Below are 18023 nucleotides of genomic sequence, written 5' to 3' on the forward strand. Positions count from 1 at the left end.
TGATCATCTACACATTAAGGGAGGCAAAATGAGAAACATCGATTTCAGCAGCTGGCGTACAACGAAGGCCAATCCGAATGTCTTCGGGAAGACAATCAAGATAGATGGCGATTCGTACTCCATAGAGATTACCCGCACAAATGAGGGCCGTGGTCTTTGGATGTTCCAGCGCGGGCAATACGACAATCAGCATGGCCGTTTCGACAAACAAATACGCTCCGGTCTAGCAGACACGTTCGATGACGGTTACGATCAGATGATGACGACGGTACACGCATACTCGTCCTTCATGCACGACTTCGATCTCACTGGTTGGCAGAGAAATCTGGACACAGCAGCTGAGATTTATTGGAAGATGGTCGAACTCGGGGATCGGGATTATGCCGTCGAAATCCATCGCAAGAGCGATGTCACATCAGTTTGGCGGATCACCCAAGGTGATTACGACGGCAAAAGCGACAATTTCGATGCCGAGGTTATGTCGGGGAAGTCAAGGACGCTGAAAGAGGCCTTCGTCGCTGCGCTTGACGCCTGCGAGAACTTTGAAGCGCCTGCATCGCACAGGTTTTAAGCTTTCCTATGCGTTCCCATCGAAATGCCACTTCACCATATCGTGGGTTTCGAGAGCCAACTTCATAACTGCGATCCCTTCAGATAATAATTCTCGATCCCGCTCATTGAAGGGGTTCTCGTGTTTTCCACCGTGGAACAAGTTGTTTCGAATTCGGCGGATCGCGACGAATAGGGCGACTGAATTTTCTGGCGGCTTACAATCTTGCCAAACGAGCTCACCGCTCCCGTCAACTGCCTGCTTGTTAGGTGGCGAGTGCAAAATCGTATCGGCAAGAGCCTCATCTTTCACGCGTTTAAAAAATGCTGCTCCTAAGTCGTTGGCAAATTTGTCCCAATGTGCTGCGACCATCCCTGCTCTGGCTCGAATGTATTTTGCCTTCTTTAACGCGTACTCGAAACGAGCGAACATTCTGAAAAATTCAATGTCCAATGTGGATGAGACATTGCTCGCATCAACTGTCTTGTCAGCCTGAAATTCTATCGATGTTCGTGCGTCTGTATTTGACATCGTTTTCATCCCCTCCCCTGCCCTCTTTCGGTGATCTTAAAAACCATGACAGGCGTTATTTTCAAGTCATGATGATGGCGGTCACGATTCGATTCTATTGGAGGTGGCTACAATAATAGCGAGAATAAGGTCCAACTTATGCTGCACCTCCATTTAATCGTCTTTTTTTGATTTTGCGGAGAACTCATTAACTCACTGATAACCTTAATGATTTGGCGCTTTAATGGTACCGTGTTAACCCTCTGTTAACGAATAATTTCTTGCAGCAAATGACCTTCTTGCTATCATCACGGCAAACGACCCATTTCCATTGATTTCGCGTGATGAAAGATTTCTCTGTGAACACACAATCTCAGCCTGCACGTCAGGATGTCTACAATTCCATCGGCGATCAAGCTGAAATCCTAAGCTCGTCTCTACAAGCGATGAGCGAAGCCCTGTTTCCGCCAACGGCATCCAAAGAGCTTCGCCGTTTCACGTCGACAGAGGCTGCCAAATTGATTGGCGTGTCGGATTCTCATCTTCGGAAAATGAGCATTGCAGGTGATGGCCCGCAACCTGAAACTTCCAGTAATGGACGTCGACTATACACGCTTGGCGACATCAATGCGCTTCGTCGCTTGCTGGCGGACAACATTCGCGGCCGCGATCCCATCGAATTGCTTCCTCGCCGCCGTGCACATGAACATCTTCAGGTTCTGGCAGTCACGAATTTCAAGGGTGGCTCCGGCAAGACAACGACATCGGCCCACCTTGCGCAGTACCTGGCAATGCAAGGATACAGAGTTCTGGCCATTGACCTCGATCCTCAGGCATCCCTTTCTGCTCTGTTAGGCGTCATGCCAGAAGTAGACGTCCATTCCAATCAGACACTGTATGCAGCTATTCGTTACGATGACGAGAAACGCCCGTTGTCTGACGTCATTCGCAAGACATATTTCGACGGCCTCGATCTCGTTCCTGGTAACTTGGAGCTGATGGAATTCGAGCATACAACACCAAAGGCTCTCACGTCGGGTGACCGTAGCCAGCCGCTATTCTTTATGCGGATTGCTGATGCGATAGATCAGGTCTCCGATGATTACGACATTGTCGTTGTCGACTGCCCTCCTCAGCTCGGCTTCCTGACATTGTCGGGTTTATGTGCAGCAACTTCGATGATCGTCACGGTTCATCCCCAGATGTTGGATATCTCGTCCATGTCGCAGTTCCTGCTGATGACACGCGATCTGCTAGGTGTCGTCAAGGAAGCTGGTGGCAATCTGCAGTATGACTTCATCCGCTATCTGTTGACCCGTTATGAGCCTCAGGATGCTCCACAGACCAAGGTAGCTGCACTACTCCGTAACCTGTTCGACGACAGTGTGCTCGTTAACCCGATGCTGAAATCCGCAGCTGTATCGGATGCGGGCCTTTCAAAGCAGACTCTTTATGAAATCGGCCGAGAGAACCTGACACGCTCTACATACGACCGAGCAATGGAAGCGTTGGATGCTGTTAATGGAGAGATTGAGGATCTCGTCAAAGCCGCCTGGGGACGGAAATGATGATGCGTTTCCCCATCCTGCTGTTGGGACGTCCCAACAGCCAGTTGATCAGCATCTCGTTTGTTGGGACGTCCCAACAGTGCGAAACCGAGAATGGAGGATAAAGTGAGTCGTAAAGAAACCCTCAGCAATCTTTTCCTTCAAAAACGTGAGGCCCTTGCCCCATCCAAGTCTTTGGATACGGATCGCGTACGCACCGGTGCTATCGGAGCCATGGGTGCTTCACTTAAGGAAATGGCCGAAACCGCTAGACAAGCTTCCGATCTCCAGAAGCAATTGGAAGAAGCCAACTCCATCGTAGAGATTGACCCAACACTTGTAGACCCCTCGCGTATTGCTGACCGAATTTCCATTGATGTCGATCCTGCGTTCGATGGATTGGTGGAAAGCATTCGTGAGAGCGGTCAGCAGGTACCCGTTCTGTTGCGACCGCATCCAGACAACGCTTCACGCTTTCAGATCGCTTATGGCCGCCGTCGCCTTCGTGCAGCGCAAGCTTTGGGGATCAAGGTTCGTGCAATCGTAAGGAAGCTGACTGACGACGAACTTATCGTTGCTCAGGGTCGTGAAAATCTAGATCGGCAGGATCTGTCATTCATTGAGAAGGCATTTTTCGCTAAGAACCTGGAAGACGAGGGTGTAGAAAGAGCTGTCGTCATTTCGGCATTGGGAATGGATAAATCCGATGTCAGCCGCCTTATCTCGATTGCACGGAAAGTTCCTCTCAATCTGATCCGCGTTATTGGTTCAGCTCCAAAGGCGGGCCGTAAGCGTTGGATGGAATTGCTTGATCAGCTCGACGACGAGAAGAAATTAGAAGTTGCAGAAAGCCTGTTGAACAACGATGACGTAAAATCGCTTGATAGTGATCAGCGTTTTGCAAAGCTCATGTCGGCGCTCCGTAAACATGATAGCGACTCCAAGAACACAGAAACTGACATCGAAAATGGTTCTGCAGCTAAAGCCTGGAGATCTAAGGATAATTCAGTTAGCCTATCCATGAATCAGAAGCCCAAAATGGTTGCGATCAAGCTCGAAGAGAAGAACGCAAAACCATTCAGCGATTGGCTGACAACACGCTTGGATCGTCTATACGACGAGTTCGAACAGTCAATGAATAAGGAAACAGGAGACTAAACCGCAAAAGAAAAAGGCCCCCAAACGTCACCGCGTGGAAGCCCTTCTCATAAGTCTAAGCAGCTAGAGAATCGCATTTCCATGAATCACTGTCAAGAGTCGTTGGCGTCGTTTTGGCGAGCGGAATTCTTTTGCCTTTAGAAAGGTGAAGGGAAATGCAAGTTCTGGAGACTGTTGCGTCCGCAATTCGCGGTCGAATGCAGAACCGTGCCCAAAAATCAGAGCAGGGCAGGGGACTTAATCGTTGGACAATCTATAAGCAGCTATGCATCGCAAAGTCGGAATTCGGTCTGAATGACCGTTGTCTGGCGGTGTTGAGCTCGTTGCTGTCATTCCTGCCTGAGGACGAGATCAATGTGAAAAATGGCCTCATTGTCTTCCCATCCAATCGTCAGCTTTCATTGCGCGCCCATGGAATGCCGGAAAGCACCCTGCGGCGTCATTTGGCATCACTGGTTGAAGCTGGGATTATTCAGCGCAAGGATAGCCCGACCGGTAAACGGTATGCGCACAAGGACAAAGAGGGTGAAGTAGAGATCGCCTATGGTTTCTCCTTCGCACCAATGGTTTGCCGTTCAATTGAGATTGCGCAGGTAGCCGAACGCATCGTTACCGATCAGAAGGTCCTGAAACGCCTCAGGGACGAGGTTTCCGTCATCCGACGCGAAATCGCATCTGGCTTCGCTGAAATCACTCCAGACGCCCATTCTGACGATCTGGAGGGACTGTTTCTCAAGTTCAGGGAAATCGTTGATGCCATTCCAAGGCGTGCCACTGTGCAGGAACTGCAGACCATAAAAGCCAATTTGGAAGCCATTTGCGCGGAATTGGCTAACCAGTTGAAAAACAATAATATTGCTGAAGAAGTGAGCGCCAGCGACGCTCAAATTGAGCGGCACCATTATGAATCCCTACCAGAATCCCTTTTTGAATCTAAATCAGGTCAAAAAATTGATTTGAAGGCGAATTCTGCGGACAAGCAGGCACCTGTGTCCATCGTTGCGGAAACCATTCCACTCGACATGGTGCTCAGAGCCTGTCCGGACATCAGAGAGTATGCATCTGACGGCATCAGGTCGTGGAGAGACCTCGTTGAAGCCAGCACCATGGTTTCAAGATTTCTCGGCATCACACAGTCGGCCTACGTCGAAGCCCGACAAACATTGGGCATGGAAGGCGTTTCTGCAGTTATTGCGTGGCTTCTGCAACGAGCAGGAGACATCCAGTCGGCAGGTGGATATCTGCGTTCGCTAACCCAGAAGGCGAGGGGAGGGGGCTTTTCGATCTCGCAGCTATTAATGTCCACGTTGAAGGAGAATTGGACTGCGATGGCCGCCAATTGACGTCGGAGTTGGGAACATGGACAATAGGTTTATCACCACTAGCCGATTGATTCGATGAGCGGATGGCAGTCCAAAAATCAATCGGCGGTGCCCAAAGCTAAGGCCGTTTTAGGTTTTGTTAACAAAATTTTAATGCCTCTTAACAATGGGTTAACCGTCTGTTAGTCGACGTCAGGATTTCTCGATTTTGTACCAAAACAAAAAGGAGGCCGAAGCCTCCCTTGAGTTGATGGTTGGATTTCGAAGTTATCGGAACAGTGACAGGATCGACTGTGGAGCCTGGTTTGCGATAGACAGAGCCTGCGTTGCAAGCTGCTCCTGAACCTGGAGAGCAGAAAGACGGGCAGCTTCCTTGTTCATGTCCGCATCAACGAGTGCGCCAACGCCAGTATCGAATTTATCGACCAGCTTACTAATGAAGTTCTGCTGGTTTTCGATGCGCTTTTCAGCCATACCGAAATTGGTTTCATATTGCGCCGCCCATGCGATCTGCGTCTCAACCGTCGTCAAAGCATCTTCGAGATCGCTTGCGTTCGTTGCGGTTTCAACATTAATGCCTTTCAAGTTCGTGATAAAACTGTCTAATTCAGCTGTCTGAACAACAAAGCTGGTCGTCATCAGGCCACCTATTTCACGCTTAACGCCCGTGACAACTGTCAAATCTGATGTCGCAGAACCGTCGCTTTCCAGCAAGCTCTGACCGTTGTACGTGGCCTGACTACGGGTTGTTTCGATCTGACCGATCAAGTCAACGATCTCTTTCTGAATGAGGGCTTTGTCGACGGACTTGTCAGCCTGAGCAAACGACACGCGTTCCAAAATCTCCTTTGTGAGGTTTCCAATTTCCTCTAGTCCCTGACGGGCAACAGATATGGAAGCGCCAGTAATTGAAAGGTTTTCGCTAATTGCATTGAAAACGGCCGCGTCACCTCGCATCGTCTGAGCGATGGAGTAGTAAGCAGCATTGTCTTTTGCACTCTGAACCTTAAGGCCAGTGGATACTCTGCCCTGGGTTTCCGTTAGGTTGCTCTGTACGGTTTTGAGTGTCTGAAGAGCGGTCATGGATGCATTATTAGTAATTATAGACGCCATAAAGGTCGTACTCCTTTTCTGAGTTGAATTTTGAGAAAAACGGCGACTTTCTGCCACCAAAGGGGCGCTAGTCTGTAGCGCACGAGAACAAGCTTGGATGGTCGACGTTCAGATCAAGTTCAGAAAATTGAGATATTGAAATAATAAATATTAGTGGTCGGGATACGGATATTGGATGCAATAAAAAAGCCTCCCATAAGGAGGCTGATTTGTGTTTGATGAGGTCGTAGTCTATTACCAACTGATTTCAAAATTACCGTATGGGCCAGTTGTTACACCAGACTCGCTACCGTTCTCTTTACCCAGCATTACAGAGTAATTGAGCGTAGTCGAGTTGCCCGAATTAAAGAAACTCTTGATTGTATTTTGTTGTGCCTGTGTCAGCTTCATCGACATCGAGCATGTTACCGTTTGATTTGGTGTGAAATTGACATTATCGGGACAAATATTCTTTAGCTTCACATCCAGCCCAATATCAATATCGAATTCCCAGCCGCGCAAGTAGTCAGATGAGTTATTTCTTATCACTGCACTGATTTCAAAATCACCGTCCAACGTGGTAGGTGCAGTGACTGAAAATGACGAAAATACGGGATGCTTCGAGCCATAACGCAGCGGACCTTCAATAAGAGCGCCTTCAGCAATTGTTTTATTGGTTGGGAAACCAGCCATTTTTGTTTGGATTATCTCATATGAGAGTTGGTAATTGTCAGGTAGACCTTCGTATATTGTTTCCTTATGTAAAAAGTTGATAGGCAATGTAGCGTTGCACATTGCAGTGAAATTATTGGGGATGTTCATATAGAAGCAGTTGGCGTTAATTTCATCATCCAACTCCGGGATTTTTACTTTGACGGCATAATCTAAAAATGGTTCACGGCTGTCCGCCTGTAATTGGAATGATATGCCAATTGCAGATTCAGAAAACAGATATTGAGGCGATCCCGCCACGCTGGGCGTTCCTGTCAATTCAAGCAACAACTCAGATCCGAGCGGAATGGCTTCCTGAATCGTGCTATTGCCCGTTATTTCATCGACATTTTCGGGCATAGACATGCTGAACTGAGCCGTAAAACAGGCGTAAGATCGGTTAGACGGCAGTATTCCATCTGTGACTACCATGGACGTCGAGCAGGTCATACTTGCACCCGGGGCAAGGTTGTTTGCGCAAGAAAGCGAAGTTGATGCCCCGCTCCAACTTATGTAACCCAAAGCGCGATCTTCGATATTAAATATCGCTGCCGTTGCAATACCTCTGATCTCACCCATGCCTGTATTTCTTAGCGTCCACTGCACAGAAACGTGGTCGCCAGCGTCGATTATACCATTTCCATTGTAATCAGAATGCGAAAGGTAGCCGTTGCTTATATTGAGTCCCCCCTTTTTCTCGGGCTGCGGTATCTCGGGTTCAACGGGGAGCTCAGGTTGGGAGACATTGATAGTTTTACCTCCCGCAACATAGCGGAAATAGAATTTTTGCTCGGCATAGGCACTGGATGCCAATAAGGCGAGAAGTCCGGCGGCTAAGACTGTTTTCTTAAACATCATCACTCACCACCGCCTTCACTAGTACGCTCATTCGCAATCAATTCCTTGATGACATCGCAGGCCGACTTTGACCCAAAACGCTTGCTGAAAATCTCGGCACGGTCTGCCATCGACCAAGCTCCGATACTCAGAAATTCGTCATCAAATGCGATGGCCCTCAGTCGAACCTGGCGGTCAACAACAGCCTGATCTGCGATTTCCAATTCGTCATCTGTCAGATCGCAGTTTCTGGATTCCATGCGCAGGGCAATGGTCTCAATTGCGATGTCCCTGAGAGCCGCATCGGCAATCTTGGCTTTAAGTGTCGATTTGAAATCGGTGGGGATTGGTGAGACAGCGATGGATGGTCTTTTCAGGTCGCAGAGGGCGCTATAAAGATTGGCATGCTGATAAGCGCCGCCTTTTGTGTGCTCGATCTTCTCGGATTCCTGATGGGCAAAATACATGATTTCGCCAATGCTCATGTTCAGCTTTCTGGCGGATGAATGGGCGGCCACACGAAGATCTTGATAAGCCGATTTATCATCGCATACCTTGACCTCTAGCATACCACCGACGACTCTCGAATAGTCCTCATGGCCTGCCAACAGATCAACAGGCGCTGCCGATACGGTCAGTGGCGATGCCAGAATTGCTGCTGAGGCGAGGGCGGATAAAATTGTGTTTTTCATATTCACCCTCCTTATTTCGATGCCGCATCGGCAGGTATCTGCGACCAGGTGAAGGTGCTGAAGCTTCTAAATTCATCGACACTGGTGGTATCGCAAACCCAAGAAACATCGGCTCCGGCCTTTGTAAAACTGGCATCAATGTTTTTGGCACGGGCATCAACCAGCACCAAAAGCTTGCCAGCCTCAATTCCAGTTTTCGCGGAGGCATCAAGAATATCAGCTTCGATTTCTGCCTTTAGAGCTTTTGCGTCTACACTGTCGGCGCAATGCTTGATCTTATAAGAGTTGGCAGCGGCATTCCTGAATTCATCAGACTGGATGCCAACCTGGCCCTTGCCGTCGAAACCGTCAGGTGAGGTGCTTGCAGATGCAAAAGATGCGGTCGCGAATAGCGCGCTTGCCGCGACCATTGTAATTTTCGTGAACATAAATTTCTCCTTTTAATGACGGCAGTTTTTTGCCGGATGCCATCATTGTTGGAGAGGTGGTTGCATAGCACAAACTGAGAAAATTCGGCCGCCAGAAAATAAAAGGGGCGACCGAAGCCGCCCCCATTTGGATGTCGATGCTGGAAAGTTAACGCTTGCGTTTTCCCTTGCCCGATATCGTGTCTACGAATTGGGTGTTCATGTCAGGCACCGGAGTCAGCTTTGCCGAAAGTGCGTTCCATTCACGCAGATCGGATTCCGCCTTTGCCAGCAGCTTTTTGAATTCGGCGATTTTCTTCGCGTCTTTCTTCTTTTCTGCCTTTGACAGCTCACCTTTGAAGAAGGTCAACTTCTGCTCACGGGTCATGCAGTCGGTCTTTTTGAAGCCGATGCCGCAGATTTCCCAATTGGCGCGAACCGCATAGGTCATCGTTGGCTTGCGGGATCCACTCATGCTGGCCTGCGCGGATGCCTCTACCGAGAGGCTGGATGACTTTGGTTTCACGCGAACGCCAACGGAAGCTACAACGCTGCTGGTTTCGCCTGGATCGGTCATCACCGAATATGCCATGGTACCGAGGTCAGCATATCCGAGAGCGGTGTTAGTTCCACTTGCAAGTTCATGGCGGTATTCGACTTTGGCATTTGGAGTGATCAGGAAATCATCCGTCTCATACTGCTTTTCCAGTCGAATGCCAGCAACAGCTTTGAGGGAACGAATGTCAGTGGTGCCGTATGCCAGATTTGTCCAGTCGTTACCGTGTTCCGTAAAGCCGTTCAGCTTTCCAACAACACCACGGAAGCCTGCGTAAGGCTCAATCTTGAGACCCTTATCCGTCTCAAAGCGATACCCGCCGATGATCGATCCGAAGACGGTGGTACCATCACGGGAGCCGTATGCCAGTTCACCAGTAGACGTCACATAACGCGTGCTATCCATGGTCAAGTGGGAGAAGCCGATGATGCCATCAACAAAGGCACCATTGCGATTGTGCCAGGTGCCATAGAGTGCGCCTGAAATCGCCTTGGCTTCATTTTCGGTGCCGTTAGAGCCGATTTCCGACATCTCACGACCGAAACCGATAGCAATACCACCAACGAAGGCGTCTGAGAAACGATAATCGACTCCAGCCGTTCCACCTACCGCAGTCGACTTCATGTCTATGCTGCCCAGTTCACTACTCTCACCCAATCGGACATAACCCGTCGTCCAGACTGCAAGAGGATTTGAAGACTCGAATGAACCACGTGCATTCAGACTGTTTTGCGCGCTGATATCATTGCCGTCATGATCGTAGCGAGCGCTGTCTTTTGAATCGACACCGAGCTGCCAATCAAAGGAATTCGAGCGGGCACCAGGGGCTTCCGCACGGATCTGTTCAAGACGACGAGTGATATTGTCGACCTGATCGTCAGCAAGACGGATTGCTGCATCAACCTGAGCCTTCAGCAGTGCTGCCACTTCGGCGTCCTTAGATGGATCAGGGCGTTCAGCTACAACAAACGTTGCCGTCGCAATGGCCGAACGACCCCACTTGTTTTCAAGCTGGTAGCTGACCACAGCGTTTCCTGCGAATGCCTTATTCGGTTGGAATCCGAGATGCGTATCAGTAAGATTGGTGTTGCCAATTTCATCCGAAATCGATGTCAGGATGTGCACTCTGGTGATCGGGTCTTTCGACACCGCACCTTCGGTCAAATTGACATCGCCAGCCTGTAATGGCTGAAGGCGGATGAAGTGGTTTTTCGCAATCGGTGCTTCACCGGTTGGTTCCTTGATGGAAATAGCGATGTTTGCAGTCGCCGATCCGCCAGCATTGGAAACTAGGAAGCTGAAGTTGTCAGAACCCGTTGCGCCTTCATTTGGCACGTAAGTTACCGTGTTGCCTTCGAGTTTGGTGGAGCCCTTGGATGGCTGCGAAACAATGGCTATCGTGTCGACATCACCCGTAATCAACTGAGCCAGATCGACGGTGGCCGACTGACCATAGTCGAGATCGAGTGATCCATTTTCAGCCTTCGGAGCTTCAACAACGGCATCCGCTGGCACTACAGTGAGTGTATAGCTCTGAATTCCTGTTGCCGAATTTGCATCGGTGGCCTTCAATTCAAAAATGAAGGTGCCATCGACAGTTGGAATACCCGAGATCACATTACCTGCAAGAGCGAGACCGTCTGGAAGTGCGGAGGCGTCAACCAGTTCGTAAGTGTATGGTTCCGTACCGCCAGTTGCTGCAAACGACTGGCTGAAGCTTTCGCCAACTTTGCCGTTCAGGGTGAGGGCAGGTAGGGAGACGGAATCCGCTGCGACGATAGTGAATGTAAACGTTCCGGTTGCTTTCATGTTTACAGCGTCGACAACCTCAATGGTCGAGATCGTATAACCTTCAGCTGTTGGCACGCCTACGATCTTGTCGCCCGAAATTGAGATGCCTGCAGGAAGTGGCGACTGAATCGAGAATGTAAACGGCGCAACACCATCAATAATGGCGATTTCGTGTTCTAACGCTTGGCCAACTTTGCCACTTAGAGAACCGTCAACAACCTGAAAAAGTTTTTCGGCAGCAATTTCAATCGTAATTGTGGCGGGAGCTGACCATTGATATGTGTCGCTTACTTCATACTGCAATTGAATGGTTTCAGCTCCAGTGACCCCGGTTTCAGGCGTGTAGCGATAGCGGCCATTACCGAGGGCATCCAGCACACCAGAGCCAGGCCAGGTCGTTATTACGGCATGATCTATGTCGAAATAGCCTGCTGTTATGTGATCATTCAGATCGAATTCGACTGACTTACTGCGTGAAGTCTGAATCGTGAATGGGGCTGCAACAGGAGCTGTAGCAGCGTCCAAATTAATGTATACCGATGCCTGAACCTCAGCCCCTGTACTCGTGAAAACAGAGAACGTAAATGAGTCATTTGACGCATATGGGTCATTCTTCTGTGGTCCTGTATAAGTCACATTGTTGCCTGCAACAGTCGTGGAACCATAACCACTTGAATAGACGACGATATGGTCGAAGTCGCCTGTGATTAGCGTCGAAAGGTCAATGTTGACCGAGTCACCATAAGGCATAGTAATGGTCGTATCGCTCACAGTCGGAAGAACGTCGACTCCCAGATCGATGGTGTGCGAAATCGACTTCGACTGTCCAAGAGCATCCGTGATGGTGACCGTTATCGGGTAAACCCCATTGTTCGGCAGCGTGCCACGAAGCGTGAAAATTGCGCTTTCTGGGAATTCAGTACCAGAACCGTTATGGTCCTCCTCCCATACAAGCCCGGCAGGTATCTTGCCGGAATACGAATACATGAAAGGACCGACGCCGTTTTCAGCAATAAAGCTCACGCCATAACCCGTATCGCCGCTCGTAGGAGGCGAAGACTCATTGAATCGGAGTGCCAATTCAGGGCGAGTAACGGTGAAAGTGATGCTTGCGATATTGGATTCAACGCCATTGAGAATGTCGACGGCCGCGTATTGGACAACTAAATCACCACGAACAGCGAATGGAAGATAAAGATAGACCGGACGAATGCCCGAGCCAGGACTAATTGTAGCACGCGAATCTGATACGGATTTGATAACGATTTGATCTGGAGCCATGTCTCCAGAGTTCACATGTTGCCAGAAATCATAGGCATATGGGTAAAGCCCCATAGTGTTGCCATCAAGCGAAACAACAGCATCGTGGGCGACAATCTCGTTCAAGGGCTTTACCGTGACTGTGTAAGTCACAGTCATATCATCTCCGTTTTCATCGAATCCTCGAACGGTAAAAATGTAAACGCCAACCTGAGTTGGATTATCGATGATCCCACTCAGGTTCATTACGACACCGGGCGGCAGCGTGCCGCTTTCCAGCGAATAAGGCCCAGCTGCGAAGTCATCCGAGAAATTATGCTGAAAGTATTGGTTGGCCTTTGTTTCAAGGCTCACCGACGCCGCCCAACCAGGGTTTACGGCGGCGAGCATATATAACACGGCCATCATTAAAAACAGCCTTAGACTTCCTATTGATTTCATTGAATTTTCTCCTTTTTAACGGTACATGTTCACCTCCATTTAAAGACTCGTAGATAAACAGTTATGAATAGTTTGTTTGCAGTTCATGCAAGAGACAAGGCCAAAAACCCCTGTTATTGCCGAAATATTTTATGGATTTATTCGAGGACCCAAGACACCCAGCGATGTCGGAAAACAGATCGCAGCAGACGTCGCATAAACAATGTCGAAATCGCTGATAGGCCTACAAGCCACCCCCAATCTGCGGTCTTCAACCAGACTTCGATCTGATCGAAAACGGGCGTCCCTGATGCCAGCCTCAGGCTGTCTCGTCCCTTAACAATAGTAATCTGACAGGTCTCCAGATCGTCGACTATGCCGCCACCATTGCGGTCGCATTTCTGCGTAATGGTTACCGGATCGGCGTTTTTCAGCACGTCTACCAGTTGCTGCGAATTCGGCAACTTTGCCCAATCGGCCAACACGCTAGCCGTAAGCTGGGCATTGGTCTTTCCATTCACATAACCCACCGAGAAGAAGACCGCACTCGACAGCAGTAGCAGGCCAGCGACGCCCGCTGTTACCGATGCCAGAAGTCTCGTGTCTTTGCGCCAATTTTCGGAATCTACAGCCTTCTTTTCGATGCCGATACGGTCGCGTTCCTGATGCCGAGCTTCATCAAGCGCTGTCGCCATCTTTTGCTGAATATCGGCGCTGAAGGTTTTTACAGTTTCGCCGACAACTTCTTTTGAGATGGCCTCCAGCTTTATCTTTGCGAGGTCGAGCTCTTGATTAGACCTGGCATCGAGCTCCTCGATAAAATTAGACTTCGCTTCACGTTCGAGCTCCAGCATCATGGTAGAGTTTTGCTGAAAACTGTCGAGCAGCTCTTTCATCGCCGCAGTCGTGTTTTTACCCTCACGACGAAGGCTCAGCATCGTCGCGAAGAATGGCAGCAGTTCATCCGTAATCGGCATCCCTGTTGCGTCTGCGACGTCAAAAAGTGTTTTGATGTCGTCATCGGTGAGGCCTTCTATCTTCCGAAGGCTTTCTTTTATGCGCTCATCCGTCTCCCATTTTTTCATCGTGGTCTCCTTTCCCGACACCGCTTAGGCGATGCCGAGATATGCCTTTTTCAAAACGGGATCGGCTTCGACCTGTGAACGGAAGAGATCGCGATGCTTTTTGATGGCCATTCTTGGACGAATGGAAATCTGGGCGACTCTTGCGAATTCGGGATCGATAAAACGGGAATACGGAACTGGCACCGCCGACGTCACGCTCATCACTTCAGATGGCAATTCGACGATTTTGGTTTCCGACAGCTTCCCGACATCGAGAAGTGTCTTTCTCGTGGTGCTGTTGAACCAGTAATCGAAACGGTGATCGATATCATCGAGGTCACCATTCCATCTATTGAGTGCAATGTGGAAATGGACGTTGGCGAACACGACATATTGGTCGACGAGACGCTTCGTGGACGACAACGCTTCAATCGTTTTGCCACCGTCTTGTGGAATTTGAGGGGATGCCAATATAAGTGTGTAGCCAAGCTCTTCCAGCAGACCGACGAATTCCTCGGGTGTGCCGGACTTCATGATCATCAGACCCAGGTTCTGAGCCGATCCACCAGCACCGTCAGCCAACAGGAGGTCCGGTTGGATTTCTTCGAGTGCCTTTATCATCTCTGCAGACGACTTCTCCGGATCACGGAGGTCGATGGTTCGGCAACCTGTCAGCAGATCATTCTTCTCTGGGTCGAGAAGTGCGCCATTGGCATCCCTTTCACCACAGACGGTTAACAGTGAATGGTTTTTGGGATCGCCGTCGAAAACGCCAACGGATCGACCTCCAACACTACGCGTGAGGTCGACTAGCAGCTTTGCGAGTTCGGATTTTCCAAGCCCGCCGCCGTCATTCAGTATAAGTGTTAGATACTTCATTTCTTTCTCCTTTTAATTGATTACAGGTTGTCCAGACGCGGCACCTGGTATCCGCTCTTGGTCGGCACCACGAATTCGGTTTTCTTTTTAGTTTTGGCTTCCGCAACAGGCACCTCGGGTGTCAGCTCAACAGCCACTGGTGTCGGGGTAGGGGAGGTGTCGGACATCTGGTTTTCTGATGTCGATGTCTTGACTGGTGTTGCATTGGCAGCCGTCACCTTTGGTGCGGGCTTCGCCTTTACAGACCTGTTGGCCCTTTTGCGGAGGTCGCGCTTGTAAGCATTATACACGGACGCAAAATGCTGCCTGTAGGCCTCGTCAGTCATGCCTGAGGCGTCCCGGATTTCTTTGAACCCATCGGTGTCCTTAACTTTCGCGTAGACCTGCGATGGACGGAATTTGAGATCAATTAGTTCTTTGAAGAGAGCAACGCTCTCCATCAGACGTCGCGTCGGGGACTTGTTTGATTCCGCCATTTTCAGCACCGGAACCTCATTACGAAGCTCCTCAAGCGCCGATATTAAATCACTCATTCAATTTTCTCCTTTTATCGGTTTTTTGCAGTCTCATCATCAGCTCACGGAACGGTCTCGATTTCGAATCGTGACGGCCAACAGGTTGACCTGAAGATTCCGCTTGCATAGAATGCCAAACCGCAATATATGCAGATGGTGATTGACAAGCATGCATAAGACAAGCGAATTTTTTCGCCGTTGAAAATTGGAACGAGAGGGAGAATGGTTTCCGACCGATTTGGAATCGAAATCAGAATGTAATGGGAGTGAAAGCAGGCAAGATGGAAACCGGATTGAACCGACTGGAGGTCATGTCACTGAAGAATGCCCTTGAAAGGCATGCGGAATTCGATGCCGTCATAAGCATTGAGAACGCCGACAGAAATCCGGTGTCGCTTACTGTGGATGATGGCAGACCTCATCTCACCCTGAGATTTAATGACATCGATTTTGACGACTGCACAGCACTGTCGGTGACATGGCAGCACTTGGTCGACGCCCTCACGTTTTATATGGACTGTTTATTGAGAGGAGATGAACACAGGCTTCTCGTCCATTGTCATGCAGGTCGGTGTCGGTCTCCGGCGATTGCGCTACTATTTATTGCATGGGAACTGGGGGCAGGGCGTGAAAATGAGGCTGTCGAGAGGATTATCAAACTGGTGCCGAAAGCGGCAGTTAATTTGCAGGTATTGCGGCACGCAGATGACATATTAAACCGCCATGGAGATCTGATCCGTGCGTGGCAGCCGCAGGAGGCAAGGGGGGATATCCAGCGACTTCGAGAGCTGAAGAAATACGCATACGACAGGGCACGTCGAGGTAATTAAATGCTTGTGGCTTGCGACATACTATATGCATTATTGCTTATTACCGACATTGTTTAAAGGAGTTTACATGTCACCAACACCATTATCCAACTGGCACTTTATACTCGATACGATGACCAAAGAAGTTCACGGCATGGGCTTCCCAAAAGGCGAGATCGCTGGCGAAAAGATCCGCGTTACGTCACCAATTCGCAAATTCGACGGAACCAATTTCACCACGCATTCTGGCAGCCAATATTACATTTCTGGCGATGGGACGCTCGATCCTCGAATTATAGCGCAGGCCATTCTGGGCTTCTGGAAAGATCTTTTGAATCAAGAAGCAGGCATTGATGAAGTCGTATTATTGCAGACTGTGTTGGCCATTTCGGCCGATGAGTTATCAAAGATTTTGCTTTTCAAGGCCGAAGTTGCGGGGAACGCGTAACCATGAACGACATCGTTAAGCCCCTGAAAACCGAATGGAATGCGAAAGTTCTTGCGAGACAGCTGATGAACGACCCTGATGCCCTGGTCGGTACTAGCAGGCATCCGTTTTCCGCCGTTGATATCGATGTGAAAGCGGAATCCGTATCCATTGCAAGAGCCGTCTATTCGCTCGGTCTGGCCTTCGAACCTGATATTATCCGCATCTCATTACCCAACGACATCCGCAATAAGCAACTCGCTGGCTTCCTGCTATCGGCGGATTTCGTGGATTTGCTTCATGTAATCGATAGCGATTTAGAAGCGGTGATCGATGGATCGAGTGCTGCACATGGCATGTCAGTCGAATTGGAAGTCGACATTAATTGCAAGAAAGATGGAGAAAAGTAAAATATTTCTCCAATAAATGTGGGTTACTTTGAATTTCGAACAAATAACCCACGATAACACTAAGAAATGCCGTCAATAAAATATTCGATAAATAAGCAAAATATTTGTTGAAAACGGTTGTTATATGTAACGCCGATACATATAATTAATAGTATAGAGATTGGACATAGGGTTTAATTATCAATTTTAAGGAACGTAGAGATGTTAGCAGTAGTAGAAAACAATAACACCGCAACCAAAGCTTCCAAACAGAACACGGTCGAACGCGGTCATTACAATGAAATCAGTCGTTACTACGATGCCGAAGGCGTAGCGGTATCTGCTTCCAAGATCATGAGTATTTTCGAATCCGTGCTTCCGGAGACCTTTGTTGAGTTCGATAAGAAGATGCGCGGCGATAGTCTGAATATCGATCTCTATGGTTACGATGCTGAACAAGGCGTTGCCATTATTCAGATCCGTCATTTTTACAAGCGCTATGCGAAGGGTTTCGCGAACATCCATAAGGATTACGTGCTCGTCGGTCAGAATGAAATCACCAATGAATTCTTCCGTCATCCGGTATCGCCGCACGCAATCCACGCAGCTATCCGCAAGAACCCATCTGATCCAAAGGCCGCAGTTCGCGCTGCTCAGCGTTGGATGTGGAAGGTCACAGACAAGCAGCTCGATGCCAGTATCCGCCAGGGTGATGTCCTGATGGTGCCATCCAAGAAGCCGTCCGATAAGTACCTGCGTGCTGACGTCAGCACGGCGGTCGTCGGTGGTTCTCATGAAATCCGTTCAACGGAAATGTATGTCCGCACTGAAGACGGTGAAATCAAGGATGTTGTCGCTTGGTGCCCCACCGTTGTTCATATGAAAGGCCAGCACGACCCGATCTTTGCCAATGAAGAACGCTTCTATTCGATCCGTGTAGCTGAAGAAGCTGCCACATGGAAATGGGGTGTCCGCCTAGGCGACTGATGATGTCCCATTTCATCCCCACCTCTGGCCTTCAAGTCAGAAGAGTGGGGATGGGGAGTGATATCACTCGAAACCGTAAACAACCAATCAGGAGTATTAT

17 protein-coding genes are annotated in these 18023 nt (G+C 49.3%); 8 read left to right on the forward strand and 9 right to left on the reverse strand.

Annotated features, from left to right (window positions below):
* Nucleotides 1-28 precede the first annotated feature (28 nt).
* On the forward strand, nt 29-571 hold the full coding sequence (locus tag F9K94_RS21670) for a hypothetical protein (protein WP_151648454.1): 543 nt from the start codon (nt 29-31) through the stop codon (nt 569-571).
* A gap of 6 nt (nt 572-577) precedes the next feature.
* Here the strand turns inward: F9K94_RS21670 and F9K94_RS21675 are convergent, their stop codons facing one another.
* Nucleotides 578-1081 (reverse strand): hypothetical protein, encoded by a 504-nt coding sequence (locus tag F9K94_RS21675; RefSeq protein WP_151648456.1) that lies wholly within the window; start codon nt 1079-1081, stop codon nt 578-580.
* Nucleotides 1082-1404: 323 nt separating this feature from the next.
* Between F9K94_RS21675 and repA the strand changes: the two genes are divergently transcribed.
* From repA to repC, 3 genes are all read left to right on the forward strand, one after another.
* Nucleotides 1405-2628 (forward strand): plasmid partitioning protein RepA, encoded by a 1224-nt coding sequence (repA, locus tag F9K94_RS21680; protein ID WP_151648458.1) that lies wholly within the window; start codon nt 1405-1407, stop codon nt 2626-2628.
* A 105-nt stretch (nt 2629-2733) separates the two neighbouring features.
* Nucleotides 2734-3765: a plasmid partitioning protein RepB gene (gene repB, locus F9K94_RS21685; RefSeq protein WP_151648460.1), complete on the forward strand. Its 1032-nt coding sequence runs from the start codon at nt 2734-2736 to the stop codon at nt 3763-3765.
* 155 nt (nt 3766-3920) lie between these two features.
* Nucleotides 3921-5108 (forward strand): plasmid replication protein RepC, encoded by a 1188-nt coding sequence (gene repC / locus F9K94_RS21690; protein WP_151648462.1) that lies wholly within the window; start codon nt 3921-3923, stop codon nt 5106-5108.
* Nucleotides 5109-5354: 246 nt separating this feature from the next.
* Here repC and F9K94_RS21695 read toward each other — a convergent pair whose 3' ends face one another.
* The 8 genes from F9K94_RS21695 to F9K94_RS21730 all read right to left on the reverse strand — a co-directional run bounded on the left by F9K94_RS21695 (nt 5355) and on the right by F9K94_RS21730 (nt 15329).
* Complete coding sequence (locus tag F9K94_RS21695; RefSeq protein ID WP_151648464.1) at nt 5355-6200, reverse strand: flagellin N-terminal helical domain-containing protein; 846 nt, start codon at nt 6198-6200, stop codon at nt 5355-5357.
* 234 nt (nt 6201-6434) lie between these two features.
* Nucleotides 6435-7751 carry a hypothetical protein gene (locus F9K94_RS21700; protein ID WP_151648466.1) on the reverse strand — a complete coding sequence of 439 codons (1317 nt, stop codon included), beginning with the start codon at nt 7749-7751 and terminating at the stop codon, nt 6435-6437.
* Nucleotides 7748-8419: a hypothetical protein gene (locus F9K94_RS21705; RefSeq protein ID WP_151648468.1), complete on the reverse strand. Its 672-nt coding sequence runs from the start codon at nt 8417-8419 to the stop codon at nt 7748-7750. Before F9K94_RS21705 ends, F9K94_RS21700 begins: the two co-directional genes overlap by 4 nt.
* A gap of 11 nt (nt 8420-8430) precedes the next feature.
* Nucleotides 8431-8829, reverse strand: a complete 399-nt coding sequence (locus tag F9K94_RS21710) for a hypothetical protein (protein ID WP_151648470.1) — start codon at nt 8827-8829, stop codon at nt 8431-8433.
* A 166-nt stretch (nt 8830-8995) separates the two neighbouring features.
* Nucleotides 8996-12874, reverse strand: a complete 3879-nt coding sequence (locus F9K94_RS21715; RefSeq protein ID WP_151648472.1) for an autotransporter domain-containing protein — start codon at nt 12872-12874, stop codon at nt 8996-8998.
* A gap of 137 nt (nt 12875-13011) precedes the next feature.
* Complete coding sequence (locus F9K94_RS21720; RefSeq protein WP_151648474.1) at nt 13012-13938, reverse strand: hypothetical protein; 927 nt, start codon at nt 13936-13938, stop codon at nt 13012-13014.
* A 24-nt stretch (nt 13939-13962) separates the two neighbouring features.
* Nucleotides 13963-14796, reverse strand: a complete 834-nt coding sequence (locus tag F9K94_RS21725; RefSeq protein WP_151648476.1) for a hypothetical protein — start codon at nt 14794-14796, stop codon at nt 13963-13965.
* A 20-nt stretch (nt 14797-14816) separates the two neighbouring features.
* The gene (locus F9K94_RS21730; RefSeq protein WP_151648478.1) at nt 14817-15329 is read right to left on the reverse strand and encodes a hypothetical protein; all 513 of its coding nucleotides are present in this window, start codon (nt 15327-15329) and stop codon (nt 14817-14819) included.
* 242 nt (nt 15330-15571) lie between these two features.
* Between F9K94_RS21730 and F9K94_RS21735 the strand changes: the two genes are divergently transcribed.
* From F9K94_RS21735 to F9K94_RS21750, 4 genes are all read left to right on the forward strand, one after another.
* Nucleotides 15572-16141 (forward strand): dual specificity protein phosphatase family protein, encoded by a 570-nt coding sequence (locus F9K94_RS21735; protein WP_151648480.1) that lies wholly within the window; start codon nt 15572-15574, stop codon nt 16139-16141.
* Nucleotides 16142-16208: 67 nt separating this feature from the next.
* Complete coding sequence (locus F9K94_RS21740) at nt 16209-16568, forward strand: hypothetical protein (RefSeq protein ID WP_151648482.1); 360 nt, start codon at nt 16209-16211, stop codon at nt 16566-16568.
* Between the two features lie 2 nt (nt 16569-16570).
* Entirely contained in the window at nt 16571-16957 is a 387-nt protein-coding gene (locus tag F9K94_RS21745) for a hypothetical protein (RefSeq protein WP_151648484.1), read from the forward strand.
* Nucleotides 16958-17158: 201 nt separating this feature from the next.
* On the forward strand, nt 17159-17923 hold the full coding sequence (locus tag F9K94_RS21750; RefSeq protein WP_151648486.1) for a hypothetical protein: 765 nt from the start codon (nt 17159-17161) through the stop codon (nt 17921-17923).
* Nucleotides 17924-18023 lie beyond the last annotated feature (100 nt).

Source organism: Brucella tritici (assembly GCF_008932285.1).
GTDB classification, from domain to species: domain Bacteria; phylum Pseudomonadota; class Alphaproteobacteria; order Rhizobiales; family Rhizobiaceae; genus Brucella; species Brucella tritici.